Consider the following 26,420-nt stretch of genomic DNA (forward strand, 5'->3'; position numbering starts at 1 on the left):
TCTCTAATATCTGGAATTCAGTTTCATTATATATCTCTTTTACTTGAGTGGCGATACATAATCATCTGGAAGTTTGCCTCTCCAGTCAATCCATTTCTGTTCAGCAAGCGGAATTAATCTTTCAAGCTCTTCCTGAGTAAATAATTCCCAACTCTTAGGATTAGCTATTAAAGGAGTTAAGCCTTTTAATATAAATTGCTTCTCACTAGCTTTCTTTTCTTCTTCCGTCGGTGGCCAACAATCGGTCTGAAGTTTACTTAATACTTCTAACTCCGTTCTTTCCCCACTTTCTAATAAGGCAAAAAACTCATTTGGTAATTCATAAACTACACGCTGAGGGGCAATTCCTCCCTCCTCAGTAACGTAATAAAAATGATTACCATCTCTCCATATATGCTGACCGTAACCTTTTACTTCTTCGAACTGGATAACATCTTCCCATTGTAGTTTTGTTGGTTTCATTTGTATTCTCCTAGTGCAAGTTATTCTCTCAACCAGAATATCATAAAATCAGGATTATTTTTCTCTTCCTCAATAGGCTACGCCATCTTTTATCCATTTTCTAGTTTCTAAATCCACATTAAAATAGAAATCACTTCGACCAAATTTATCAAAACAATCTTCATTAAGAGCTTCACATACAATTCTCAGTTTTTCTTTACTTATCTCAGAAATATATAGCATAGTAAACCCTGCAGGAGATTCAATTTGGTCGATTTTATCACCTTCTAAATTATAAACCTCTAGTTCTGATGGAAGGTCAAAATCGCTGAATGAGCGAAATATACTGAAGATACGCTGATATTTAGGACTAAATCGAAGATGATGTACATGTTGAAAAATAACCTGATGCTTCCCATTATGATTCCAATCTAGTCTCCCTTCCTCTACATTTTGTCGCCCTAATAGTTTTCCTTCTAAACTATAGTAGAAAACGATTTTGTTAATAAGATTTTCCCCACTATAAACCATCACCATGTTCTCATCTTTATTATATTCCGCATGAATGATATCTGGTAGTTCTATCTTTATTACACAACCATTCCAATCCCATATGACTATCCGTTCACTGTAATTGATTTTCATCATCCTTCTCCTACTCTAACTCAGATAAATTCGATCTGGATTGTTTGCTCCGTCATCATGGAGTTCACTTCCTCGACAAGTTTATCTATCTCGTTCTGTGTGATAGGAATGTGATTGTAAGGTGGCTCCCAATTCTGTATGCTTGACCTATATACAATAAAGCTACCAACAGTCAACAACTCTCCCTCTGCTTTTAGAACATAGCCATTTTCATAGTCAAAAGTAACGTTACCACTTGTCCCAGAAATTGTCATTCCATTTCCTTCTTTGCTCAAACATCATTATTTTTCTCAGAAAACTAAATCCTAATACTCATAATAAGGAGAGAAATTCCCCTTCAAATAAGCACTTATACTTTCTCCTATTATACCACACCTCCATTTTCATCTGAAATGGTTTCTATTTTAAGACAAAAAAACACTGATCATTCAGTGCTTTTTGATTGAATTACTGCCCCCTGCAGACAGAGAGAAATAAGGAACAAGTTGAAAATCGCTTGACTGTTGTACAGTTACTTAAATCTTGAGAGTACAAAAACCGTTGTTTTTGACTGTGATAACAGGAAAAGGTTGTACAGTTACTTAAATCTTGAGAGTACAAAAACAACCTATGATGTAAACCCTGCGTGGCTTGGTTGTACAGTTACTTAAATCTTGAGAGTACAAAAACCCAGTGTCGGAGTAGCATTCCCATCCAACAGTTGTACAGTTACTTAAATCTTGAGAGTACAAAAACTGAAAGATAAAGCAACCAAGCAGGAAAATCGTTGTACAGTTACTTAAATCTTGAGAGTACAAAAACCCCTAGACGTCCCTGACGTGCTCCCTCTTTGTTGTACAGTTACTTAAATCTTGAGAGTACAAAAACCGGTGCCTTTTAAGATTGTTCTGCAGAAAGGTTGTACAGTTACTTAAATCTTGAGAGTACAAAAACCCTGGTATAATACCCCTAAAAGCTCTCTAGTTGTACAGTTACTTAAATCTTGAGAGTACAAAAACTTTGTACTTGCCGTCTGACTTGTTGGATGTGTTGTACAGTTACTTAAATCTTGAGAGTACAAAAACAGACATCATCAAGAACCGTTCTAGTTTTGAGTTGTACAGTTACTTAAATCTTGAGAGTACAAAAACTTTGGGTTTAGCTTCTTCGTCATCTAGTAAGTTGTACAGTTACTTAAATCTTGAGAGTACAAAAACAAGCTTGATTATAGTTTAACACGTTAAACAGTTGTACAGTTACTTAAATCTTGAGAGTACAAAAACAAAAACTAGGTATTGTTTTAGGTTCTGTATGTTGTACAGTTACTTAAATCTTGAGAGTACAAAAACTGGGGGTAAGGTATCATGGTAACCAATGCAGTTGTACAGTTACTTAAATCTTGAGAGTACAAAAACTTCTTTTATACAATTTCATTGATGGCTGAGGTTGTACAGTTACTTAAATCTTGAGAGTACAAAAACTGAGCGTACTTTTGAACGTGCATGGATTCAGTTGTACAGTTACTTAAATCTTGAGAGTACAAAAACTTGGCCAATTGCAGCAAAGAAAGCAGATAGGTTGTACAGTTACTTAAATCTTGAGAGTACAAAAACCAAGAGGCAATTGGGACAGATTGAGGGTAAAGTTGTACAGTTACTTAAATCTTGAGAGTACAAAAACCTCAGCCTTGTAAAGAAAGACAAGCAGAAAGTTGTACAGTTACTTAAATCTTGAGAGTACAAAAACCTCAAATTCGTCAATTTTGATTTTTGTTCCCTCAAAAACATTATAAAGCCTTAAATCTCACTCGTCAATACTATTCTTCCAAATATTTCAATAACATAGGATTGATTGATCCAATACAGAATTTTTTTTTCATTTCATATTGATACAAATTATTCAAAATTTTTAATGCCACTTGATCTTCTACAGATAGACTCATGTGGAGAATGTCCGAGCTAAATAAATAGGATCCAATTTTTCTTAAAGAAGTTAAAAATTCTTGTTCATCAGGTATTTGATTTATTGGATACTGATTGGTAAAGCGATCATACATGAATTCTAGCGAATAAAAATGATCAACATAATCGGAAACAATATTGATTTCCTCTAAAACTTCTTTCGTGACATGAAGATAACCTTCATTGGAAGGAAACAAAACAATATATAATGAATCATTATGATTAGTCAGAAACTCCATTTTCTCGCAACATTCAACAAAATCACTATAGGATAGAAAATCATCCAAATTTCGTAAGACAAGCAAAAACTTTTCAGAACTGTTCGTCGCCATGACTTCTAACATGGAAAGAAATAATAAAAACTTTGTCTTATTGTCTACAAATTCAAAGGATATATTTTTATCATTTTTTCCAAAGTATGGTAAAAAATTCTTTTGAATCAATTGATCCGTATTAAAATATTTTGCTTCGGTATGATAGATAATTTCATCTAATTGAAGATTCAACTTCTGATTCAATAGAAGTGAAATCCTATCTAGATTGTCATTGATATTTTCAATTTGCTCCATTATCTCTATAGAATTAATCTTTTTCTTTATATAATCATAGGCTACTGTTCCTTTTTTATATTCCATTTGTTCAATTAAATCATTGATATTGGACACTTGAATAACACTGAATTCTGACCGGGAAACCATTATATCGTCTATTAGTATTTTAGGCTCATTTTGTTCAAATAGAACTAAATCTTCCTCACTATATTTTTTTCCTCCAAAATACCATAATAGTATCTGCCAAATATAATATTTTAATTGCTGATCTTGACCTACAATTTGAGTAAATTGACCAAAACTTAATGAAATTTTATCCTTGTATGGATAACTAATGTTCATGTTCATATAACTACCAACTTATTATCACTGACTACTTCTTCTTGCTTTGTTTTTCCACCAATTATTAAAACCATTTCAGAAAATTGTTTTTCAGTCACAGCTAGCAAACGGACATTCCCACTTGGTAAATTACTCTGACTTAATTTTTTATAGAATTTACTTGCAAAACTTCGATTAGGACAGGTTCGATAATAAACAGAAAACTGCAACATTTCAAAACCATTGGCAATTAAATCTTTCCGAAAGTTACGATAGACCCTTTTTTCTTGATTAGTTTCCATTGGTAAATCAAAAAAACACAATAATCTCAATGCTTCATACCTCATTTCTTTAGCTCCATTCTATACTCGACACCACCGGACAGTAAAATTTACTAGTATCCTTATCAGAGATACATTTTAGAAAACCTTTGACATATTTATCCATTGCTACCGTTACAGAACACGTTTCTTTCCCATAACGAATCTTTGCGTTCAGTGTATCTGTCAACGCAAGACGAAATTCATATTTCAAATACTCTTCATCTCGTAAATTTTGATAAACCCAGACATCGATAATCTGCCGAAAAGGTTCCATTAGATCATCAACCAGGTTAAATTGGTTATATTCATTCTTATGAAAAATTCCTATTAAGGGATTCAAACCATACCCAGAAATAATACGTGCCATTTGCGCTCTCATGATTGCATAACCATAATTTAGACCAGCATTGATGACATCCGTTTCCTGTTGTGTAAGACGTACGAATTTTTTTCCAAAGAGTTCGTTAAAATAGACTTTTGCAGCATGACCTTCGCGGTTGGTTTTATCTCCATATTCAATATGATCTTTATAGTCTGCTAATAATTGAATGCAATCAATATTCTTCTCAAACATTGCAAGAACATCTTGCTGATTGTTTATTTTGAAATAAGTAACTATCTGCCATAATTTATCTTTCTGTTCCTGCGTCCACAATAATTGCTCCTGTAATTTTTTATAGGCTCTAAAATGGCCATTTTGAGAATGATAAATTCCTGTAGGCAAGTGCTCATTATCACAGACAATTAAAGCAATATTATACTTACTTAAAGCACTTAATAACCTTAAAGTTACAACAGTCTCCCCTCCTTCTGCTACAATTATCGAAATATCACTCAGTGGGATAACATAGTCTTGACCCATTTTCTTAATTAAAAGGTTATCTAACTTTAATTGCATTTTTTCACTCTGACAGATATGCACAATTCTCCAAGTCATCGTATTTTCCTCTTTCACAAAACGAAAACACCCCGCCATAAATGACAGGGTGTTGAATTCGGCATGAAGCCTTATCTTTGTAGCTTCTGCAAGATTTAAGTAACTGTGCAAGGCGTCCCTTACATTTACTATTATAATACATTGTACAAGCGTTTGCAACTCTTTTTTAAATATTTTTTAAAATTTGAGTTTTGGTTCGTCACCCTCTTTTTTGATGAAATGTTTATTACCCAAAACATCTGTTTTGACTTTAAAAATAGAGATATTTGATTTATTTAATCCTTTCAAACACCGTCCTCCTTTCGCAACATTTCCAAGTATCGTTATCAATTCTTGTTCTCCATCAAATTTAGCTTTATCATAAGGTTTTAATTCGATATAATGTTTTGCCGTATCATTCCTTGAATTAAATCTAAATAATTTTTGTTCATTGTTTTCTGAATCTTTTATTAATATCAAATCATTTTTATAGAGAGTAAATTTAAATTCAGACTGCTCATCGATACCTTCAATTCTCTTTATAGAATTATACTTCTGATTAGAAATACTATATTTCCCACTACCTTTTTCAAAGGATAAATCAGAATATTTCAAACCCATCAATTCATATTTTTTAGTCTGATGATTAAAATAAACATCTGTCCTCCAAGGCTTAAGTGACTGAAGAACCACTTGATTATCACTACTTTCTGGTGTGATATCAATGTGATTACCTAGTTTATTATCATAGTATTTAAGACTTTTAATTTCTGGACCATTACTTTTTTTACTGTACTTTCGAATAGGCCCATTTTCTTGTCTATATTTCTCAAAAGGATTGCAAGGGATCTCTTTATTTTTATCGTTCAATTCTTTAGAAGGATAGGTTCTTAAAATTTCTTCAATCACTTTTTCAAATGTTTGTGGATCTTTGTGATACATCAAGAATTTACTCTTATCTTTATTATAAATTTTAATGAAAGCATCATATCCTGCTTGACTATAAATATCTTTAATCTTACCTAAAACATAAGTTTCTTCAGACTTCTCTTTATCCAATTTCGCTTTTCTTGTTGCATAAATCGTAGCATCTGAAATTTTTCGATTAAATTTTGAATCTACTTGATAAGAAAATAGAATACTATCCTCAAATGTCTTGCTACGCAATGTATCAACAAAATGATCATATGGCGCTTTAAACACTAACTCTTTATATTCATCATCAGTTAACGAAATAATTTCTCCTGTCTCTGAATCAACGAATTGTCCTTCTTTATAAGAAATCAAAGGATTATTCTGTTTTTTCCATAATCTTAATTGACTCGAAGCAGCAATAATTAAGGCATCCACAGCATGGTGGTGATAGGTTTCACGAGATTTTTCAAGTCCCCACTTTCTTCTTAGCTGAGAGGTAAATTGTCCACGTACCACCGAAATAGTTGTATCGAATTTATGCGCTTTATAAAAATCTTGTAGAGCATTTAAAACAACTCGAGAAGAATATCGAGTGTCAACTAAATTCCGTTCGATGAATTTCTGCTTCACTTCAATTTTACTAATATCTTCTTCCGTTAAAAGGTACTCTTTCTTTTTATTACCTAATAATTTAGACTCTTTTACATAAGATTTAAACTCACGGTAGGACCAACCATCATCCATACTATCTAAAGCCTGAAACGGTGTTCGCTGTCCCTTCTCCTGGTTTGCTGTAGCTAGAACCAATACTTTATTAGATAGACTATCATCAAACGATAAAGAAAGAGGTAAAATATGGTCAATTTCGTACTTGTACTGATTGTGAATTAAATCTGAAATTGGAATGTTCTTCCCAGTATAGAGACACTTCTCTCCCTGCTGGTGCCATAAACGAATCTTAGTAGCCAATTCCTTATGCCCATGAAAAATACTATCTGGTAACTCTTTTTTCCCATTGTATTGGAATGCAGCCTTTTCCATAGCTGCATTTTTCTCATCTTGGTTTGCCTTTTGACGTTTTATATAATCTTTCTTAGCGTCTTCTTCGTTATTTTCACGCGCCATTTCGATAACGATATTATCAAAGATACCATGTTTTTTAGTTGCTTCGTTGATTATCTTTATGGCCTGTCTGACAGATTTTGCTACTACAGGGTTATAAATTTCTTCTGCTAATTCTTTTTCATCAATATACTTTGTTCTTTTTGATGTTTCTTTAGATTTTTGTTTCCCCAATCGTGTGAGAATTGTCATTTGCTCTTCTGAAGTTTCATAGAGTTCTGGTATCAATTCCATCATGAGTTTAAGAGAAAAATTATGCCATCCCTTACTAAATAGACTGCTATTATTTTTTCTAAATTGAACCAATTCAAGTACTTGGTCTTGACTAAAAGAATCCTTTAACTTTGTGTTTATCGCTTCTTCTATACCTTCTCGTTCAGTATTTAGAGTTAAAATATGGGCAAGCTCATCTAGAACATTTCTAGACAATTCCCCAACTGAAATTGTTTCTAGCGATTGCATTTTTCGATAGACTTCAAAAGTATGCATTTCAGGTTTATTGTTTACATCAACACGATAACCACGTATCTGATCTACTGAAGCATCAATCATTTTAGCAATGTACTTCAATAAGGTTGATGCTCCTAATGTTTTCGCTAATTTCGCATATTCAATGATTGTTTTCTTTTGTTCCTCACTAAGTTTCTTTGTTTCTGTAGGAACTGTTAAATTATTTAAATCATTTAGTAAGTTAAACTCTTGAGCAGTATAGGAAGCTTTTGAAGCTCTGTATTCATCCGGATAAAATGTACATTTTCCAATTAAAATACCAAAAATATTATCTAACGTCGTACCGTCTGTTCTGAAACGTCCATAATCCGTCCGAGATTTTTCATTACCTGGTCCATGATAATATTTTCTTTTCCCTGTAAGGATTTTTAGACAATCCTCTATAAATTCATCTGTAATTTTACTATTGAATTCCTGCTGTTTTCTAAGAATTCTTTCAGCTTCTTTTCTATAAGCAGATGTTGAAAAAACATTGATCAATCGGCATTTCTGACCATTTTCCACAACAGTGAAATCTCCTCTTACCTGACCATATTTTTCGAAACGTTCTAGTTGGATTTGACTAGGTGTTTGTTCAGCAAGTAATTTTCTATTTTCTTCAACTGCCTTACCATAATCAGACGATACTGTACCCCCATCCTCAGAAGCATCATCTAAATAGCTAATACCACGTCTCTTAACAATGTTCTTTAAAGCTATGAACAGCTCTTCATTCGTTAGTTGCTGATTCAAGCCATCTACACGAAGTCGATATGGATTAAGATTAATGGATACCTTAGAAAAATCAGTTAAAAAACCATAGTCTTCAAATAAATCCTTAAGGCGAACACCACGGTGTTTTTTCCTACGATGTAATCGTCGAACCTGTCTATTTTTTCTTCTTTCAACATTATTATCAGCTGTTGCAGCTGGAAAAAGACGAGAATTCGCATGGATAATCTTTCCAGAATTTTTTTCTAGAATTCCCACTCCTACGGATGCAATACCAATATCCAATCCTAAAACTAAACCATTCATAATTATACTCCTAACTAATCATCATATTAATTAAATTTTACTCCTTACTTCCTAAAAAATCAAATCATTATATGCAATTAACTAAAATATCCTGTCTTTTTATAATTATATGCAAATTCTCCCGTTTTCATCATTGATAAAAAACAAAAAAGCGTGATCTCACGCTTTTGGAGTTCTATTTTAACTTGAGTGATTTCTACATGAAAATTACTAGTTTACTGCCCCCTGCAGGAATCGAACCTGCAACTACTCCTTAGGAGGGAGTTGTTATATCCATTGAACTAAGGGAGCTAGAGAAAAACTCTGCTGAATGAGCAGAGTTTTTTAGTCGAATTAACGACGGATTTCTTTGATACGAGCTGCTTTACCTTGAAGAGCACGCAAGTAGTACAATTTCGCACGACGTACTTTACCGTAACGAACAACTTCGATCTTTTCAACACGTGGAGTGTGGATTGGGAAGATACGCTCAACACCTACACCGTTAGAGATTTTACGAACTGTGTAGTTTTCTGAGATGCCAGCACCTTTACGTGCGATAACAACACCTTCAAAAATCTGGATACGTTCACGGTTTCCTTCGACAACTTTCGCGTGTACACGAACAGTGTCACCAGGACGGAATGATGGGATATCTGTACGAAGTTGACCTTCAGTCAAGCTTTGGATTAATGGATTCATTTTATTCTCCTATCTTTGTCAATCTTGAGGAACCTTCCTCAGCGGATAAACTGTATTTTTGTGCGTCCATTACACACAAGATACAGTTTACCAAATTTCCACCTAAAAGTAAAGAAATTTATAGCAGAATTCCTAAAAAAATCGCTAGAAACCCGCCTATGTAAGTTAAGAGGAAATAGCTATAAAATAACTTCTTGTCACTTAACAGTCTTTGCAGCTCGTCATTCAAGGTTGAAAAGGTCGTCAACCCTCCACAAAAACCTGTCGCTAGGATGGCATAGATTTCCTTGGATTCCACATGATTGTAGAGTAGGCCGATCAAAAAACATCCTAGAAGATTGGCTATGAGAGTTCCTAGGGGCAACTTAGAAGTTTGATTATATCGGGAAAAGAAATACCGCACTAAGGCTCCAAGCCCGCAGGCGATTGCAAGATAGACGATTACCATTTCTTCCTCCCTAGAACATAAGCCAAGAGCAGGCCTCCACCAATACTCAAAAGTAGGTAGATGCCCAAACTAAGATATCGCTCGGTATCGAGCAATTTCACAGCATCCAAGAGCAGACTAGAAAAGGTTGTTAAACCACCACAAAAGCCTGTACCCAGAGCCAAAACTAAACCTTTACTGCTTCCCTTATAGACCAGATAGCCTTTTGTTAGATAGACTAAGCAAAAAATTCCCAGATAGTTGACAAGGAGGGTGCCCCAAGGAAAGTCAGGACTGGCTGGCAACTGACTAGATACAAAATAGCGGACAAGGCCACCCAACATAGCAGCTAAAAAAATCCCTAGAGGATAGAATTGTTCTTTTTTCATTTGATGTTTTGATCCTGATAATCACGCGAGCGTTTGAGAATGTCTGAAAAAGTCGCAACAATAGTCTCCTGATAGCGCTTATCCTCTACACGACTCCTTACCTTTTCAAAAATGACTTCTTCTCGCTTACTATCTAAAATAGGTTTTCCTGAGGCTTTCTTATAGGCAACCACTCCCTCAACCAAATGCATCCGTTCTTCTAGGAGCTTGACGATTTGGTCGTCGATTTGATCAATTTCTTGCCGAATAATATCTAAGTTCATACAGTCTCCTCCTTTATTTGAATTATTGTATCAAAAAGCCTCTAAATAGGCTAGTAAAATCCCAAAAAAACTAATAAAAAAACGCACTGACTTCTTCCAGTCAGCGCAGTTTGATTCTTATCCTACTTTTGCAGCCAATTCTTCTGCGAATTGTTCCAAACGTTCGATATCTTCTTCTTCGGCAGAAAGGTCTACTTTAACACACTCTGAACCTTTTTCTGCTCCTGTCGCTACAAAAACGCGATCAAAGTCATCAACAGCCTTACAGAATTCGTCGTAGAAGGTATCTCCTGAACCGACCACTCCGTAGATTTTGCCATTCAAGTTGAGATCGGCTAGGTCTTCGTAGAAGTCCATCATCTCATCTGGCAATTCTCCGTCTCCATAAGTATAAGTCGCAACGATTGCGATGTCAGCCTCCAAGAAGTCTGAAGCGTCAACAGTCGTACATTCATCCACATCAACATCCAAGCCCAAGTCACGCAATTTATCTGCTACAATATCTGCAATTTCTTCGGTATTACCGGTCATACTGGCAAATACAATTTTTGCTAATGCCATATCGTCCTCCTCAATTTATCTTTCTCCATTATATCATATCTTTTTCATTTTAAAAATAAAAATTCTTGTGCTACAATGAAATGAGAAAGAATTGAGGTTATTTATGGAAATTTGCCAGCAAATATTAGAGAAAATCAAAGAATACGATACCATTATCATTCACCGTCATATGAAACCAGATCCAGATGCCTTAGGGAGTCAAGTGGGCTTGAAAGCTCTTCTCACACACCATTTTCCAGAAAAGACCATCAAAGCAGTCGGTTATAACGAACCAACTCTAACTTGGATGGCGGAAATGGATACTGTCCAAGACAGTGACTACCAAGGAGCTCTTGCTATTATTTGTGATACAGCGAATCGTCCTCGTATCGATGATAAACGCTACGAACAAGCCGCTTTCACCATCAAAATCGATCACCATCCAAATGATGATATCTATGGTGACCTATCTTGGGTGGATACAAGTTCAAGCAGTGCCAGTGAGATGATTGCATTATTTGCTCAAGAAAATCAGCTAGCTTTGTCTAGTGAAGCGGCACGACTTCTCTATGCAGGAATTGTCGGGGACACAGGGCGTTTTCTCTACCCATCAACTAGTGCTCGTACCTTTAGAATAGCTGCCCAGCTCCGAGAAATTGATTTTGATTTTGCTGGACTATCTCGTCAAATGGATACCATGAGCTTTAAGATTGCAAAACTGCAAGGGTATGTTTATGATCACTTAGAAGTTGATGAGAATGGGGCTGCACGCGTTCTGCTTACTCAAGACATCTTGGAAAAATATAAGGTTACGGATGCTGAAACAGCAGCGATTGTTGGGGCACCTGGTCGAATTGATACTGTTAAGGCTTGGGCTATCTTTGTTGAGCAAGCTGATGGTCACTTCCGTGTACGTATGCGCAGTAAAATCACTCCTATCAATGAAATTGCCAAACAACACGACGGAGGAGGGCATCCATTAGCCAGTGGCGCCAATTCCTATAGTCCAGAAGAAAACGAACAAATATACAAAGAACTGAAAGAGGCTCTACAGATTCACCAAGGCTAAGAAAGAATTTTCTTGGCCTTTTATATGCTAGATTCTTAAAATATACGGTTTCTTTGTACCTCAGTTTATGGTATAATAAATCAAACTGAATAAAAGGAGACTTAATAATGGAAAAAAATCGTTTGTTTATCCTCATTTCTGCTGGAGTAGCAATCCTTGGTTCACTCTTGCCATGGGCTAGTTTAAATGCAGGTTCTTTTGGGTCCTATAGCGTGAATGGTTACCAAGGAGATGGGTGGTTTGTCATTATCGCAGCTATTGTGTCTATTGTTCTTGCGTGCTTGAATAATATGAATAAAGCAATGTCTAAGGGATTCTCAATTGGTGTCATTGTCGCGGGTGCAATTGCAACTCTCGTTACACTAAATAGTCTCTTTAATGTAAATAAGTACATGTCTAACTTTGGTGGATATGGCATTTCAATCGGCTTTGGTTTGATTTTAGCCATTCTTGCTAGCATTGCACTAGTTGTAACTGGTCTCTTGGCAATGTCAGGTGGTAAAATACAAAAGAATCATTTACTGAATTAGCTGAGTCTGGTAAAGATTTTGCTCAAACTGTCGGACGTGTAACAAGCTCTACCGTTAAAACTGCGGTCGAAGAAATCAAAAAAGAATCTCAAGAACGTAAAAAAGAAGAAACTACTGCTGAAAAAACGGAGACAGCTAAAGAGGAAACCGAGCAAAAAGAAGAAGCTAAGGAACCAGCTAATGTGGAAGCTGAATCAGCAGCAGAAAACGCAGAACCAGTAAAAGAAGAAACTACTGAATCTGAATCTGAAACAAAAACAGAAGCTGAGCCAGTAGCCGAACCAACAGAAACAGAGGCTGAAGCTGAAACTGTAACAGAATCAACAGAAACAGAACCTACTGAAACTGAAAAAGAGGCTAAATCAGCAGAAGAAAACGCAGAACCAGTAAAAGAAACAGAAGTAAAAAATCAACAAGAAGAAAAAGCTCCAAATCAAGAGAACTAATCATTCTTCTACCCTCACTCCAGTAAACACTGGAGTGATTTTTTATCAAGATTTTTAATAAAATCAGGGAAAAGACTTGCCAAACTTATCAGAATCTGATAGACTAGTATGGTAACAATCTATGGCTCGCAAAGAGACCATGGCAGAAAGGAAATATTGCAAAATGAAAAAAGATATCCATCCAGAATATCGCCCAGTTGTCTTCATGGACACAACTACTGGTTACAAATTCCTTAGCGGTTCAACAAAACGCTCTAACGAAACTGTTGAGTTCGAAGGCGAAACTTACCCATTGATCCGTGTGGAAATTTCATCAGACTCACACCCATTCTACACTGGACGTCAAAAGTTCACTCAAGCAGATGGACGCGTGGATCGTTTCAACAAAAAATACGGTCTCAAATAATGATAAAAAAGAACAGTTACCACTGTTCTTTTTTTGTACTTCTTTTTATGAACCAATCACTACTACTTTCTATGTTGTCAACCTTCACGCTGACACTATAATTGATTTCAAACGAGGTTAAAAAATATCGAAAAGAAGCTTGATATTGAGAATGGTCAAGATGATTGAAACTGCGTAACCTAGGATAGTGTTCCACTTGGCATTGGTGAATTCTCCCATCAGTGACTTCTTAGAGGTCAGATAGATTAAGGGGAAGATTGAAAACGGAAGAGCGATTGACAGAAAAACCTGCGAATAGACCAATAACTGATCCAAGGTTTTTTCTTGATGTCCAAACAAGACAGCGACTATAATCACAGGTAGCAAGGCAAAAATACGGGTACCGATACGAATAATCCACTGAGGCAATTTCAGATGCAAGAAACCTTCCATGACAATCTGTCCTGTTAAAGTACCTGTAATGGTCGAATTTTGTCCACTTGCTAAGAGGGCTAGGGCAAATAAAGTTGACAGAGTTGAGCTGGCTATCGCTCCTGCTATTGTCGAATCCTGTAAAGCATTGTACATTTGGGAGAATGCCGAAATTTCAGATGCATGACCAAAAAAGAGAGATGCCCCTAAAATAAGAAGCAAGGAATTGACAATAAAGGCTAGGGACAACTGAAGATTTGAATCCCAGGTCATAAAACGCACGGCTTTTCGAACATCCTTCTTATCTTTGTGATTGATTTTCCTTGTTTGGGATAGGGATGAATGAAGATAGAGATTATGGGGCATGACTGTCGCTCCCACAATTCCTAGAGCCAAGGTCAATTGGCTTTCATGACCTGGCAATGGTGTTTCGAATAATGTTGGAGTCGGTAAATAACCACCAAAGATACCCTGAATACTTGGATTGGATAAGGCCACCAGATAGGTAAAGATGGCTAATATGGTTAAAATAAGAGTCGTCACAATGGCTTCAATTTTTTTGAAGCCAAATTTCATCAACAACAACAAAAGAAATACATCTAAAACGGTTAAGAGGATAGCGACCATAATCGGTATTTTAAATAAAAGATTTAAGGCAATCGCTGAGCCTAAAACCTCGGCTAAGTCTGTCGCCATTAAAGCTAATTCTAAAATCACCCAAAGACTATAGCGAAGCCATTTGGGAGCATGATGTGCAGTTGCCTGTGCTAGGTCCATCTTAGTTACGATACCGAGCTTTCCAGCCATCTGTTGTAGCTGCATAGCAATGATAGATGAAATCAAAATAACAAATAAGAGACTATATTTGTAGGAAGCACCACCAACCACACTAGTAATCCAGTTTCCAGGATCCATATAACCAACTGCTACAAGAGCTCCAGGTCCTAAAAATGCTTTTAGATTTTGCCAAAAATGATTGTTATTGGGAGTTTCAATAGATTGATTGATCTCAGAAAGAGAGACTTTTTTGTAAGAAGACATCGGAATTTTACACTTTCTAATCTGTCTTTACTTTTTTTAATGGAATTTTTGAAAATATAATGAAAATAATTTCCTATTTCCAATTCACGCTTATTATATCACATTTTAGAATGATTACAAATAAAAAAAATGATAGTTGAAAGAAGCAATATCAGTATTGCAAAAGCCAGCGTTTTCTGACGCTGGCTTTAAAACTGTAAAAATTCTTTCTCAACTAGATCGCTTCTGTGACAAAACTACGACTTTCTAGCACCTTAAGCATGGCATTTGCTGTGTCTAGTGCTGTAAAGAGTGGCACACCATGTTCAATGGCTGAACGACGGATTTGCTCACCATCTTCGTCAGCAGTTCGTTTGGTTCCGACAGTATTGATGATGGCTTGAATTTTCCCTTTGCGAACAAAGCTTGGAATATCCTGTTCATCGTCACCAATTTTTCCAACAGGTTGGGCTTGCAGTCCATGACTGGCAAAGAAGGCTGCTGTCCCTTCTGTCGCAAGGATACCATAACCGATATTTTGGAAACGACGAGCCAAGTCCAAGGCTTCATCTTTGGCATCATCAGCGATGGTAAAGACAACATTTCCAAAGGTTGGCAAGTGTAGGTAGGAAGCTTCAAAAGCCTTGTAGAGAGCTTTTTCCAAAGTAGTATCAGAACCCATAACTTCCCCTGTTGACTTCATTTCAGGCCCAAGCAAGCTGTCTACCTTAGCTAGTTTCGTAAAGGAGAAGACTGGAGCCTTGATATGAACGCGAGTGCTTTCTGGGTAAAGTCCATCCTGGTAACCAAGTTCTCCAAGTTTTTGACCAAGAATGAGCTTAGTTGCTACCTGAGCCATAGGAATATTAGTTACCTTAGAAAGGAATGGCACTGTACGGCTGGCACGTGGATTGACCTCAATAACATAGACTTTTTCATCCTTGATGACAAACTGGATGTTCATCATCCCAAGACAGTTGAGGCCGATTGCTAGGCGTTTAGTATAGTCTGCGATGGTTTCCTGCACCTTTTGAGACAAGGTTTGTGGGGGGTAAACGGCCATTGAGTCACCTGAGTGGACACCAGCACGTTCGATATGCTCCATGATACCAGGGATGAGGACATTTTTTCCATCTGAAATGGCATCAACTTCACACTCTTGCCCAACGATGTAAGAGTCAACAAGGACTGGGTGGTCTGGACTGGCCTTAACAGCGGTACGCATGTAAGAACGGAGATCTTCTTCGTTTTCAACGATTTCCATGGCACGTCCACCCAAGACATAAGATGGACGAACGAGGACTGGGAAACCAATCTTGCGAGCAGCAAGCACAGCTTCTTCTTCATTGGTTGCTGTTTGTCCTGGTGGTTGTGGAATATCCAAATCTTTAAGGGCTTGTTCGAAGAGGTCACGGTCTTCGGCACGGTCTAAGTCAGCGACTTGGGTACCAAGGATGGTCACACCTGCTTTTGCCAATGGCTCGGCAAGGTTGATAGCTGTTTGACCACCAAACTGAACGATAACACCTTTTGGTTGCTCCAAGTCAATAACATTCATCACATCTTCAAATGTCAATGGTTCAAAGTAGAGTTTATCAGACACAGAGAAGTCTGTTGAAACGGTCTCTGGGTTTGAGTTCATGATGATGGCTTCGTAGCCAGCAGCCTGAATAGCCTTAACAGAGTGAACAGTTGCATAGTCGAATTCAACCCCTTGACCGATACGGATTGGACCTGAACCTAGGACAAGTACAGATTCCTTGTCAGACTTGATAGACTCATTTTCCCATCCATAGGTTGAATAGAAATATGGTGTTTCAGAGTCAAATTCTGCCGCACAAGTATCGACCATCTTGTAAACTGGGACAATCTTGTTTTCCAAGCGAAGTTGGCGAACTTGGTCAGCTGTTGTTTCCCAAAGCTCCGCAATCTTACGGTCTGAAAATCCATTGAGTTTAGCAGTTTTCAAGACTTCTAGATCTTGTGGATGGGCACCCAACTCTTGCTCAATTTCAAAGATGTGCAAGAGTTTATCCAGATAGAAGAGATCAATCTTGGTCAATTCAGCAATTTCTTCTGGTGTGTAGCCACGGCGAATGGCCTCTGATACGTAGAAGAGACGGTCATCTTGGGCCTTGACAACCTTTTCAATCAAGGCATCATCAGAAACGGTTGCCAGTTCAGGCATTTCATTGTGGTGAACCCCAATTTCAAGTGAACGACAGGCTTTTAGAAGAGATTCCTCGATGTTACGACCGATGGCCATGACTTCTCCAGTTGCCTTCATCTGAGTACCAAGACGACGTTCACCTTTCTCAAATTTATCAAATGGGAAACGTGGAATTTTCGCAACGACGTAGTCAAGGGCTGGTTCAAACATGGCATAGGTTGAACCAGTGACTGGGTTGATGACCTCATCCAGGGTCAAACCAACTGCAATCTTGGCAGCCAATTTGGCAATCGGATAACCCGTCGCCTTAGAAGCAAGGGCTGACGAACGCGATACACGAGGGTTTACTTCGATGACATAGTACTTGAAGCTATGCGGATCAAGGGCCAGCTGAACGTTACACCCACCTTCAATCTTAAGGGCACGAATGATGCTCAAGCTCGCGTCACGTAGCATTTGGTTTTCATAGTCTGACATGGTTTGCGCAGGAGCAAATACGATAGAATCTCCTGTGTGAATCCCAACTGGATCAAAGTTCTCCATGTTACAAACAACGAGGGCATTATCAGCTGAGTCGCGCATCACTTCGTACTCGATTTCCTTGAAACCTGCGATTGAACGTTCAATCAAACATTGGGTAACAGGTGACAGTTTCAACCCATTTTCAGCAATTTCACGTAATTCTTCTTCGTTGGCACACATACCACCACCAGTACCACCTAGGGTAAAGGCTGGTCGAACGATAACTGGGTAGCCGATTGATGCCGCAAAGGCAACAGCTTCTTCCACTGTGTTGACAATTTCAGATTCAGGGATTGGTTGCTTGAGCTCTTCCATCAATTGTTTAAAGAGATCGCGGTCCTCAGCTTGGTCGATAGCAGACAATTTAGTACCTAAAAGCTCTACTCCAAGCTCATCTAGGATACCATTTTTAGACAATTCCATGGCCATATTGAGTCCTGTCTGACCACCAAGAGTTGGAAGCAAGGCATCTGGACGTTCCTTACGGAGAATACGTGTCACAAACTCGAGTGTGATCGGTTCGATGTAGACCTTGTCCGCAATCTCCTTGTCCGTCATGATGGTGGCAGGGTTTGAGTTCACCAAGACAACTTCATAACCTTCCTCTTTCAAAGACAAGCAGGCCTGGGTCCCAGCGTAGTCAAACTCAGCAGCCTGACCAATAATAATCGGACCAGAACCAATCACCATAATTTTTTGAATATCAGTACGTTTAGGCATTTATAAGATATTAAGGGCGTCAAGCGGGCAAAGCTAAAATAGGAGTTATGACGAAGAACTATCAGTTCTAGGAATAACTATCTTTTTAGCACCGTCCGTAGCCCGTATTCAGTTCAGCAAATACGGACCACCCTTCTCCTTTCTATTCGGCAACTCTCTGGTTGCCATTAAATAAATTCTCTGACGATTTCTCACTCGTCTTTAGTTTGCTTGTTTAAAAGCTTCCATCATCTCGATAAATTCATCAAAGAGGTAGCTAGCGTCATGTGGACCAGGAGCTGCATCTGGGTGGAATTGTACAGAAAAACCTGGTTGGTATCTGTGACGTACACCTTCAACTGACTTGTCATTGATTTCTTCGTGGGTAATGATCAAGTGCTCTGGTAAATCCTCACGGTTGACTGCATAACCGTGGTTCTGGCTGGTAAAGTCTACGCGTCCTGTTGCAATTTCACGTACTGCGTGGTTAAAGCCACGATGACCAAACTTCATCTTGTAGGTCTTAGCCCCGTTTGCCATAGCAAAGAGTTGGTGCCCCATACAGATACCAAAGATTGGAATTTTCCCTTGCACACCACGAATCATGTCCAGTGCTTCTGGAACATCTTCTGGGTTTCCTGGACCATTTGACAACATAACTCCATCAGGATTTAGGTGGAGAATTTCTTCTGCTGTTGTTGAATAAGGAACAACCGTCACGTTACAGTTACGCTTAGATAGTTCACGTAGGATTGAGTGCTTGAGACCAAAGTCTACTAAGACCACACTCAAACCAACTCCTGGAGCTGGATAAGATGTTTTAGTAGAAACCTGTTTGATATTGTCTGTCGGCAAGACTGTTGCTTGCAGCTGGTCCGTCACATGATCCATACTGTCCCCAACATGGGTCAAGGTTGCACGCATAGTACCATGCTTACGGATAATCTTAGTAAGGGCACGCGTATCAATCCCTGAAATACCAGGAATTTTCTTAGCTTTCAAAAATTCATCCAGCGTCATTTGATTCCGCCAGTTGCTAGCTCGACGCGCTTCTTCGAAAACGACAACTCCTTTACAAGTTGGAATGATAGATTCGTAATCATCACGATTAATTCCATAATTTCCCACCAAAGGATAAGTAAAGGTCAAGATTTGTCCATTATAAGACTGGTCTGTAATGGACTCTTGGTAGCCGGTCATACCTGTGTTAAAGACGATTTCGCCTGTTACATCAATATCTGCTCCGAAGGCCTTGCCTTCAAAAACTGTGCCATCTTCTAATACTAGAAGTCTTTTTGTCATATTTTCACCTCTCGTGGACGCTCACTGGCGTCTTTTAACGTCCTGTGTTTTAGTTGGCGTTTCTACTCGCCAGTACGGATTCTAAGATTGCCATTCGAACAAAGACTCCATTGGTCATTTGTTGGACAATCCGTGATTTTGGTGCTTCAACCAAGTGGTCAGCAATTTCCACATCCCGATTGACTGGAGCCGGATGCATAATGATTGCTGTTTCTTTCAAACGATCATAACGTTCTTGAGTCAAACCATGTTGGGCATGGTAGTCTTCTTTTGAAAAGACTGCACCACTATCATGGCGTTCATGTTGAACTCGTAGTAACATCAAAACATCCACCTGATCAACAATCTCATCAATAGTTACAAACTGTCCATAGTCCGCAAACTCTTGACTTCTCCATTCCTCAGGTCCTGCAAAGAAAAGTTCAGCACCCAAGCGTTTCAAAATTTGCATATTGGATTTGGCAACACGTGAATGATCCAAGTCACCTGCAATAGCAACCTTGAGACCCTCAAAGTGACCAAATTCCTCATAAATGGTCATCAAATCAAGCAGGCTCTGACTAGGGTGTTGACCTGAACCATCTCCACCATTGATAATGGAAGTCGTAATGGTTGGACTTGCAATCAATTCTTTGTAATAATCGACCTCTGGGTGGCGAATCACGCAGACATCTACACCAAGCGCAGACAAGGTTAGGATTGTGTCATACAGTGTCTCACCCTTGTTTACTGAGCTGGTCTTCACATCAAAGTCCAGTCGCTCCAGCCCTAGCTTAATCTCTGCCACTTCAAAGGATTTATGCGTCCGTGTAGAATCCTCAAAGAAAAGATTGGAAACAATCGGATGGTCTTCATAAGGAAGCTGGGCTCCGTTTTTAAACTCAATCCCTCGTTTGATCAATTTCATCACTTGATCAACAGTGAGGTCTTCCATGGAAACCACATGGTTCAATGCTTGTTGATTTTCTGACATGGCTACTCCTTCAGCTTTCTAAGCTTCTTCAGTAATCAGAACTCTGTCTTGGCCATCAAGTTCTGTCATCTCTACGATGATCTCTTCAGAACGGCTGGTTGGGATATTTTTCCCAACGTAATCTGGACGGATTGGCAATTCTCTATGTCCACGATCTACTAGCACCGCAAGACTCACGCGCGCAGGACGACCATGTCCGACAATGTTATCGATAGCAGCACGGATGGTACGACCTGTATAAAGCACATCATCCACCAAGATAACTTCACGGTCTGTCACATCAACAGAAATCAAAGAAGTATCTTCTCCGCTTTTAACATCATCACGGAAAGGTTTGGTGTCCAATTCCACAACAGGAACAGTGATATTTTCCAACTGCTCCAAGCGTTCTTTGATACGATGAGCGATGAAAACACCACGCGTTTTTATCCCAGCTAGGATAATCTTATTCAAATCTTTATTGCGCTCGATAATTTCATAAGTAATTCGCGTAATCGCTCGTTTGACAGTCAATTCATCTACAACTTCTTTTGTCTTCATGACAAACCTCCAAAAAGAAAAGTCTCCTTCTACAAGGAGACTTGAAATGTATAGCCAAGCGAGCCCTACTGTAAACAGTATAGACTTCACCCTTCTACTTTATCGCGCTCCTTGCCTGCCTCACGGGACAGGTTTAAAGGACTATTTAGTTATCATTTACTATAGCACAAAGCACCCTTAAAATCAAGCAAAAACTTTTTCAGAGTCCCCTTAAACATTACTAAAATCATATAATTGGGGATAGTGGGCACATTCTGGATTTTTGGGATGGCAGATAGCTCGTCCAAAGTAAATCATGGCCTGGTGGGCTGCTAACCATTCTTCTGGTGGCAGAACGTCCATGACACGTTTTTCTACTTCGAGGGGTGTAGCCGATTTCTTGACAATATCATGATGCTTGCAGATACGCTCAACATGGGTGTCCACCGCAAAGGCCGGAATGCCAAATCCCACACTCATGACCACGTTGGCGGTCTTGCGACCAACACCTGCTAGGCTTTCTAATTCCTCTCGAGTCTGAGGTACTTGCCCGTCAAAATCATCTAGTAATTGTTGAGCACATTTTTTAAGGAATTTAGCCTTATTTCGATACAGTCCCAGACGAGAAATGTGTGAAGCAATTTCACTTTCAGTCGCGACAGACATGGCTTGTGGTGTTGGAAAAGCAGCAAAGAGACCTGGCGTGGCCTTATTTACCGCTGCATCTGTCGTCTGAGCTGACAACATCACCGCAACCAAGAGTTCAAAATGATTGCGAAAATCTAGACTTGGTTTGGCATCTGGAAAAAGGGCAATAATTTCCTCAATGACATGACGGGCACGTTTCCTGGATAAAACCATCTACTCGTCTCCATCAAACAGTCCTTGCAAGCCAGCAAATGGACTGTTTTCTTCTTTCTTGACTGCTTGTTGAGCTTGGTATTCGTCCTCAGTCATGATTTGCCAGTCATTTCCAGACACAAACCCTTGGCCAGCCTCTTCTTCTGCCGTCAAGACCTTGATTGGGATATTGAGCAAGATATTATCTGCTACGCTCTCAGCAAGGTCGATTTCCCCATTTTCGATAGGCAAGACCAAGTCATCATCAAGAACCTCCTGGTCCAGTTGGTTGGTCGCTCCTTCCATGAAGACCTCTGTGACTGGATAAGACTCAGCCAACTCAACTGGCTCCATACTGCGGCTGGAAGCAAGGACAATGGTATATGACAACTGATAGTCTAAGAAATACAGACGGTCTTCGTACTGCACCTTCCCCACTGCAAGGATATCTTTGACATCTAAAATCTCTTGATTTCGTTTACACAATTCTGCTGCCAGGTCTAAAGCTTGTTCAAAATGCAGGCCTTCAGGTTGCTTACGAATTTCTTGAATGTTTAACTTCATATTTCCTCCATAAAGATGTACTCACTTGATTATACCATGAAAAGGCTATAAGTCAGCCTCCCAAACTTTGAGATTAAAATCTCATTTTTTAACATATTTACTATGACAAACCTTCCTATTAGTGCTATACTATAGGCAAGAATACATCAGAGCAAGGAGGATGCTCACATGGAAGACAAAGCACTCATCACTGAAGCTTACCAACTCCTTTCCGAGTTAAATAAAAGCTACCAAAGTTGCAAACAGGGAACAGCCGATGATCTTCGACTGCAAGAGCTGCTGAACACTACTCTTAAGGAACTAAAAAAAGCAGAAAAGCTAGACAACAGTATCTTAATCGACCTTGAGAAATTTTACCAACGTACTAGTCTGCTGATTGGACTAGGGAGCTTAAAACTGAATGATCAAGCACGCACCGCTTGGCGCAACTATGACAAGTTCCACTACGAACATGTCAAACACGTATTGACTCTCTATGGACCTGTTTTCGGTTTTTAGAGCTTGAAATCACTTGTTTTCTATTGACAAAATTTCCTGAAAGGTATAGGATAGAGGTACTAATACTCGGAGGTAAGGGAGACATGAACAACTAAGTCTATCAAATAAAGAATCTTTATTTAGTAGATCTTGTTTTTGTCTCTTTTTGTGTGCTCTTTTCATACTAGATTTTCTAGTATCTTGTCCTCATTGAAAATCAAAAAACTAGAAAGCTATGCTCCTCTTGGGTTGGGTTAGGCAGCTCCAAGCTAGTTTGACGAGTTTTTTCAACGAGGATAATAGAGTTTTGACAGTGACTTTGGGCTCTACTAGATAAAGTAGAGCTTTTTGTTATGCACTATCGACATTCTAGAAAGGGCAACAATATGATAAAAATCAATCATCTAACTATCACGCAAAACAAAGATCTACGAGATCTTGTATCTGACCTAACCATGACTATCCAAGACGGAGAAAAGGTTGCTATTATTGGTGAAGAAGGAAATGGTAAATCGACTTTACTACGAGCTTTAATGGGGGAAGCATTATCTGATTTTACTATCAAGGGCGACATCCAGTCTGACCTTCAATCACTGGCATGCATTCCTCAAAAAATCCCTGAAATCCTGAAAAATAGGACTCTACATGACTACTTCTTTTTAGATTCTGCTGATTTAGACTACAGTATTCTTTATCGCTTGGCGGAGGAGTTGCACTTTGATAGCGACCGTTTTGCTAGCGACCAAGAAATTGGCAGTCTATCAGGGGGCGAAGCTTTGAAAATTCAGCTCATTCACGAGTTAGCAAAACCTTTTGAGATTCTATTTTTAGATGAACCTTCAAATGACCTTGACCTTGAGACGGTTGATTGGCTAAAAAGGCAGATTCGAAAGATTAGTCAAACTGTTATTTTCATTTCCCATGATGAAGACTTTCTTTCTCATACGGCAGATACTATTGTCCACTTGCGGCTGGTCAAGCATCGGAAAGAAGCGGAAACGCTAGTCGAGCATTTAGACTATGATCGCTATAGTGAGCAGAGAAAGGCTAGTTTTGCAAGGCAAAGTCAGCAAGCTGCTAACGACCAGAGAGCCTATGACAAAACCATGGAAAAGCATCGTCGCGTCAAGCAAAATGTAGAAACTGTACTTCGAGCTACCAAAGACAGTACTGCCGGTCGCCTATTGGCTAAAAAGATGAAAACTGTTCTCTCTCAAGAAAAACGCTTTGAAAAGGAAGCTCAGTCCATGACCCAAAAACCACTTGAAGAGGAACAAATCCAACTTTTCTTTTCAGACATCCAACCATTACCGGCTTCTAAAGTCTTAATCCAACTGGAAAAAGAAAATTTGTCCATTGGAGAGCGCGTTTTAGCTCAGGGGTTACAACTAACGGTCCGTGGCCAAGATAAAATCGGTATCATTGGGCCAAATGGTGTTGGGAAATCAACTCTGTTAGCCAAGTTGCAACAACTGCTCAGCGTCAAAAGAGAAATTTCGCTTGGTTTTATGCCACAAGATTACCACAAAAAACTGCAATTGAATTTATCTCCAGTAGCCTATCTCAGCCAGACAGGGCAAAAAGAGGAACTACAGAAAATCCAATCCCACCTAGCCAGTCTCAATTTCAGCTATCCAGAGATGCAGCACCAGATTCATTCTTTATCTGGTGGGCAACAAGGCAAACTCCTACTTTTGGATTTAGTCTTGCGCAAACCAAACTTTCTCCTTCTAGATGAGCCCACACGAAACTTTTCTCCCACTTCTCAACCCGAAATCAGAAAACTCTTTGCCTCTTATCCCGGCGGTCTGATCACTGTTTCGCATGACAGACGCTTCTTAAAAGAGGTCTGTACGAACCTCTATCGCTTGACAGAAGAGGGTTTGGAAGCTGTTGATTTACAAGATTTTTAGATTTTAAACATAGCAAAAATCCAGAGATCACCTCTGGATTTTTTTACATGTGTTTCAAGCGTTCGATTCGTTCTGAAATAGGTGGGTGGGTATAAAAGAGTTTTTGAAGTCCCCCACCTTTCTTAGGATCATTGATATAAAGAGCGCTGCTGGCATCATCGACATGGTGATGCATTGGCTCGCTATTGTCCAACTTGCGCAAGGAATTGATCATCCCTTGAGGATTGCGGGTCAGCTCCACACTGGATGCATCCGCCAGAAATTCCCGTTGACGGGAAATGGCTAATTGCACCAAGGTTGCTGCGAGAGGTGCTAGAACAATGGCTAAGAGAGAGATAACAAGCATGATAATCTCCAAACCATTTCCATCACGATCATTATCACTCCGTCTGCGACCTGCGCCACCCCACCACATCATCCGTCCTGCCATACTAGACAGAAGGGTAATGGCACTGGCAAGGGCAACAGCAATGGTCGAAATGCGAATATCGTAGTTTCGGATATGACTGACTTCATGCCCCATAACAGCTTCTAGCTCTTCACGATTCATGATAGCTAAGAGGCCCGAAGTGGCTGCGACAGCTGCATTCTGCGGATTCGAACCTGTCGCAAAGGCATTTAAAGAAGAATCCTCAATGATGAAAACACGCGGCATAGGAATCTGAGCCACCATGGCCATATCTTCTACTACATGGTAGAGGTCTGGAGCTGTTTGCTCATCAACCTCACGCGCCCCATTCATAGACATGACAATCTCTGTCGATTGAAAGATCATGGTCAGAGCGTAGATAAGACCAATAATCAAGGCAATAATCATGCCACCAAGACCTGAACGCATAAAGAGATAGCCAACCGCATAACCAACCAAGGCTAAGAGTAAGAAGAAAACCAGCAATAAAATCCAGGTTTTTCGTTTATTGCTCGCAATTTGATCAAACAACATCTTAGTCACCTAAACCACTAAAGTCAACTTTAGGAACTGCCTTTTCCTCTTCAGGTGTTTGAAGGAAGTCTGCAGCTTTAAAGCCAAATAGTCCTGCGATGATGTTACTTGGGAAGCTTTCAAGTTTTACATTGTAGTTGCTGACAACACTGTTGTAGAGTTGACGTGAGTATGAAATTTTATTTTCTGTATTGGTCAACTCTTCTTGCAATTTGATAAAGTTAGCACTAGCTTTCAAGTCTGGGTAATTCTCTGCTACTGCAAAGATACCAGAAATCTGGCGGGTAAGGGCATCACTAGCCTTCATAGCTTCTGCTGGTGAAGTTGCTGTGGCTACTTGTCTACGAAGTTCTGTCACTTTTTCCAAGGTAGAACCTTCATATTTCGCATAGCCTTTGACTGTTTCAATCAAGTTTGGGAGGAGATCATTACGACGCTTCAACTGAACATCTATCTGGCTCCAAGCCTCCTTGGTCTGCATACGATTTTTAACCAAACCGTTATAGCTAACAATCACAAAAATAACAATCAGAGCCAAAACTCCAAGAATAATCCAAGTCATAATCTTATTCCTTTCTGCTTTTAGATTACTACCAGTATATCAAAATTTTAACG

25 protein-coding genes, 1 tRNA gene, 1 pseudogene and 1 CRISPR repeat array are annotated in these 26,420 nt (G+C 38.9%); of the genes and pseudogenes, 5 read left to right on the forward strand and 22 right to left on the reverse strand.

Translation table 11 applies throughout. From position 1 onward, the window contains the following. Positions 1-39: 39 nt before the first annotated feature. The 13 genes from NYE79_RS06470 to NYE79_RS06530 all read right to left on the reverse strand — a co-directional run bounded on the left by NYE79_RS06470 (position 40) and on the right by NYE79_RS06530 (position 11,022). Positions 40-462 carry a hypothetical protein gene (locus NYE79_RS06470; protein WP_200371605.1) on the reverse strand — a complete coding sequence of 141 codons (423 nt, stop codon included), beginning with the start codon at positions 460-462 and terminating at the stop codon, positions 40-42. 69 nt (positions 463-531) lie between these two features. After that, positions 532-1,086 (reverse strand): hypothetical protein, encoded by a 555-nt coding sequence (locus NYE79_RS06475; protein ID WP_200371606.1) that lies wholly within the window; start codon positions 1,084-1,086, stop codon positions 532-534. A gap of 20 nt (positions 1,087-1,106) precedes the next feature. After that, positions 1,107-1,340, reverse strand: a complete 234-nt coding sequence (locus NYE79_RS06480) for an Imm74 family immunity protein (RefSeq protein WP_200371607.1) — start codon at positions 1,338-1,340, stop codon at positions 1,107-1,109. A gap of 248 nt (positions 1,341-1,588) precedes the next feature. Further along, positions 1,589-2,811: direct repeats of the CRISPR family, unit length 36 nt; unit sequence GTTGTACAGTTACTTAAATCTTGAGAGTACAAAAAC. Between the two features lie 70 nt (positions 2,812-2,881). Further along, a complete protein-coding gene (gene csn2-St, locus NYE79_RS06485; RefSeq protein WP_001056912.1) occupies positions 2,882-3,925 on the reverse strand; it encodes a CRISPR-associated protein Csn2-St in 1,044 nt (347 codons plus the stop codon). After that, positions 3,922-4,245 (reverse strand): CRISPR-associated endonuclease Cas2, encoded by a 324-nt coding sequence (cas2, locus tag NYE79_RS06490; RefSeq protein ID WP_001268300.1) that lies wholly within the window; start codon positions 4,243-4,245, stop codon positions 3,922-3,924. Before cas2 ends, csn2-St begins: the two co-directional genes overlap by 4 nt. A 4-nt stretch (positions 4,246-4,249) precedes the next feature. Next, positions 4,250-5,158 carry a type II CRISPR-associated endonuclease Cas1 gene (gene cas1 / locus NYE79_RS06495; RefSeq protein ID WP_216728448.1) on the reverse strand — a complete coding sequence of 303 codons (909 nt, stop codon included), beginning with the start codon at positions 5,156-5,158 and terminating at the stop codon, positions 4,250-4,252. A gap of 177 nt (positions 5,159-5,335) precedes the next feature. After that, complete coding sequence (gene cas9, locus NYE79_RS06500) at positions 5,336-8,701, reverse strand: type II CRISPR RNA-guided endonuclease Cas9 (protein ID WP_216728449.1); 3,366 nt, start codon at positions 8,699-8,701, stop codon at positions 5,336-5,338. Positions 8,702-8,920: 219 nt separating this feature from the next. Next, positions 8,921-8,992, reverse strand: a tRNA-Arg gene (locus tag NYE79_RS06505). 42 nt (positions 8,993-9,034) lie between these two features. Next, the gene (gene rplS, locus NYE79_RS06510) at positions 9,035-9,382 is read right to left on the reverse strand and encodes a 50S ribosomal protein L19 (protein WP_001068669.1); all 348 of its coding nucleotides are present in this window, start codon (positions 9,380-9,382) and stop codon (positions 9,035-9,037) included. A gap of 118 nt (positions 9,383-9,500) precedes the next feature. Further along, the gene (gene crcB, locus NYE79_RS06515) at positions 9,501-9,830 is read right to left on the reverse strand and encodes a fluoride efflux transporter CrcB (protein ID WP_339293632.1); all 330 of its coding nucleotides are present in this window, start codon (positions 9,828-9,830) and stop codon (positions 9,501-9,503) included. Continuing rightward, positions 9,824-10,198 (reverse strand): fluoride efflux transporter CrcB, encoded by a 375-nt coding sequence (gene crcB / locus NYE79_RS06520; RefSeq protein ID WP_084881388.1) that lies wholly within the window; start codon positions 10,196-10,198, stop codon positions 9,824-9,826. The genes crcB (NYE79_RS06515) and crcB (NYE79_RS06520) overlap by 7 nt, the downstream gene beginning before the upstream one ends. Then, on the reverse strand, positions 10,195-10,461 hold the full coding sequence (locus NYE79_RS06525; protein ID WP_001046955.1) for a chorismate mutase: 267 nt from the start codon (positions 10,459-10,461) through the stop codon (positions 10,195-10,197). Before NYE79_RS06525 ends, crcB (NYE79_RS06520) begins: the two co-directional genes overlap by 4 nt. Positions 10,462-10,578: 117 nt before the next feature. Beyond that, entirely contained in the window at positions 10,579-11,022 is a 444-nt protein-coding gene (locus NYE79_RS06530; RefSeq protein WP_001162125.1) for a flavodoxin, read from the reverse strand. Positions 11,023-11,125: 103 nt separating this feature from the next. On the opposite strand from NYE79_RS06530, the gene NYE79_RS06535 reads away from it, so the two are divergent. From NYE79_RS06535 to NYE79_RS06545, 3 genes and pseudogenes are all read left to right on the forward strand, one after another. Then, a complete protein-coding gene (locus tag NYE79_RS06535) occupies positions 11,126-12,070 on the forward strand; it encodes a bifunctional oligoribonuclease/PAP phosphatase NrnA (RefSeq protein ID WP_268702466.1) in 945 nt (314 codons plus the stop codon). A 107-nt stretch (positions 12,071-12,177) separates the two neighbouring features. After that, positions 12,178-13,046, forward strand: a pseudogene (locus NYE79_RS06540) (lantibiotic ABC transporter permease). Positions 13,047-13,209: 163 nt separating this feature from the next. Next, positions 13,210-13,452 (forward strand): type B 50S ribosomal protein L31, encoded by a 243-nt coding sequence (locus NYE79_RS06545; protein ID WP_000710762.1) that lies wholly within the window; start codon positions 13,210-13,212, stop codon positions 13,450-13,452. A 117-nt stretch (positions 13,453-13,569) separates the two neighbouring features. Here the strand turns inward: NYE79_RS06545 and NYE79_RS06550 are convergent, their stop codons facing one another. From NYE79_RS06550 to NYE79_RS06580, 7 genes are all read right to left on the reverse strand, one after another. Beyond that, a complete protein-coding gene (locus tag NYE79_RS06550) occupies positions 13,570-14,904 on the reverse strand; it encodes an Nramp family divalent metal transporter (RefSeq protein ID WP_070568907.1) in 1,335 nt (444 codons plus the stop codon). A 214-nt stretch (positions 14,905-15,118) separates the two neighbouring features. Beyond that, on the reverse strand, positions 15,119-18,295 hold the full coding sequence (gene carB, locus NYE79_RS06555) for a carbamoyl-phosphate synthase large subunit (protein WP_339293633.1): 3,177 nt from the start codon (positions 18,293-18,295) through the stop codon (positions 15,119-15,121). A 201-nt stretch (positions 18,296-18,496) separates the two neighbouring features. Then, entirely contained in the window at positions 18,497-19,576 is a 1,080-nt protein-coding gene (locus tag NYE79_RS06560) for a carbamoyl phosphate synthase small subunit (RefSeq protein ID WP_339293634.1), read from the reverse strand. 49 nt (positions 19,577-19,625) lie between these two features. Further along, complete coding sequence (locus NYE79_RS06565) at positions 19,626-20,549, reverse strand: aspartate carbamoyltransferase catalytic subunit (protein ID WP_009729987.1); 924 nt, start codon at positions 20,547-20,549, stop codon at positions 19,626-19,628. An 18-nt stretch (positions 20,550-20,567) separates the two neighbouring features. Next, a complete protein-coding gene (gene pyrR / locus NYE79_RS06570; protein ID WP_000850018.1) occupies positions 20,568-21,089 on the reverse strand; it encodes a bifunctional pyr operon transcriptional regulator/uracil phosphoribosyltransferase PyrR in 522 nt (173 codons plus the stop codon). A gap of 210 nt (positions 21,090-21,299) precedes the next feature. Beyond that, on the reverse strand, positions 21,300-21,929 hold the full coding sequence (gene nth, locus NYE79_RS06575; RefSeq protein WP_339293635.1) for an endonuclease III: 630 nt from the start codon (positions 21,927-21,929) through the stop codon (positions 21,300-21,302). Continuing rightward, the gene (locus tag NYE79_RS06580; protein WP_000773195.1) at positions 21,930-22,472 is read right to left on the reverse strand and encodes a DUF177 domain-containing protein; all 543 of its coding nucleotides are present in this window, start codon (positions 22,470-22,472) and stop codon (positions 21,930-21,932) included. Positions 22,473-22,640: 168 nt separating this feature from the next. Between NYE79_RS06580 and NYE79_RS06585 the strand changes: the two genes are divergently transcribed. Next, a complete protein-coding gene (locus NYE79_RS06585) occupies positions 22,641-22,970 on the forward strand; it encodes a hypothetical protein (RefSeq protein WP_042902425.1) in 330 nt (109 codons plus the stop codon). A 332-nt stretch (positions 22,971-23,302) separates the two neighbouring features. Beyond that, on the forward strand, positions 23,303-24,862 hold the full coding sequence (locus NYE79_RS06590) for an ATP-binding cassette domain-containing protein (RefSeq protein WP_339293636.1): 1,560 nt from the start codon (positions 23,303-23,305) through the stop codon (positions 24,860-24,862). 43 nt (positions 24,863-24,905) lie between these two features. Here NYE79_RS06590 and htpX read toward each other — a convergent pair whose 3' ends face one another. Both htpX and NYE79_RS06600 read right to left on the reverse strand, forming a co-directional pair. Then, positions 24,906-25,805, reverse strand: coding sequence for a zinc metalloprotease HtpX (gene htpX / locus NYE79_RS06595; RefSeq protein ID WP_216728455.1), 900 nt, complete (start codon positions 25,803-25,805; stop codon positions 24,906-24,908). Between the two features lies 1 nt (position 25,806). Next, complete coding sequence (locus NYE79_RS06600; protein WP_049479068.1) at positions 25,807-26,367, reverse strand: LemA family protein; 561 nt, start codon at positions 26,365-26,367, stop codon at positions 25,807-25,809. Between the last annotated feature and the right edge of the window lie 53 nt (positions 26,368-26,420).

This window comes from Streptococcus sp. FSL W8-0197, from assembly GCF_037963785.1.
Taxonomy (GTDB): Bacteria; Bacillota; Bacilli; order Lactobacillales; family Streptococcaceae; genus Streptococcus; species Streptococcus oralis_CQ.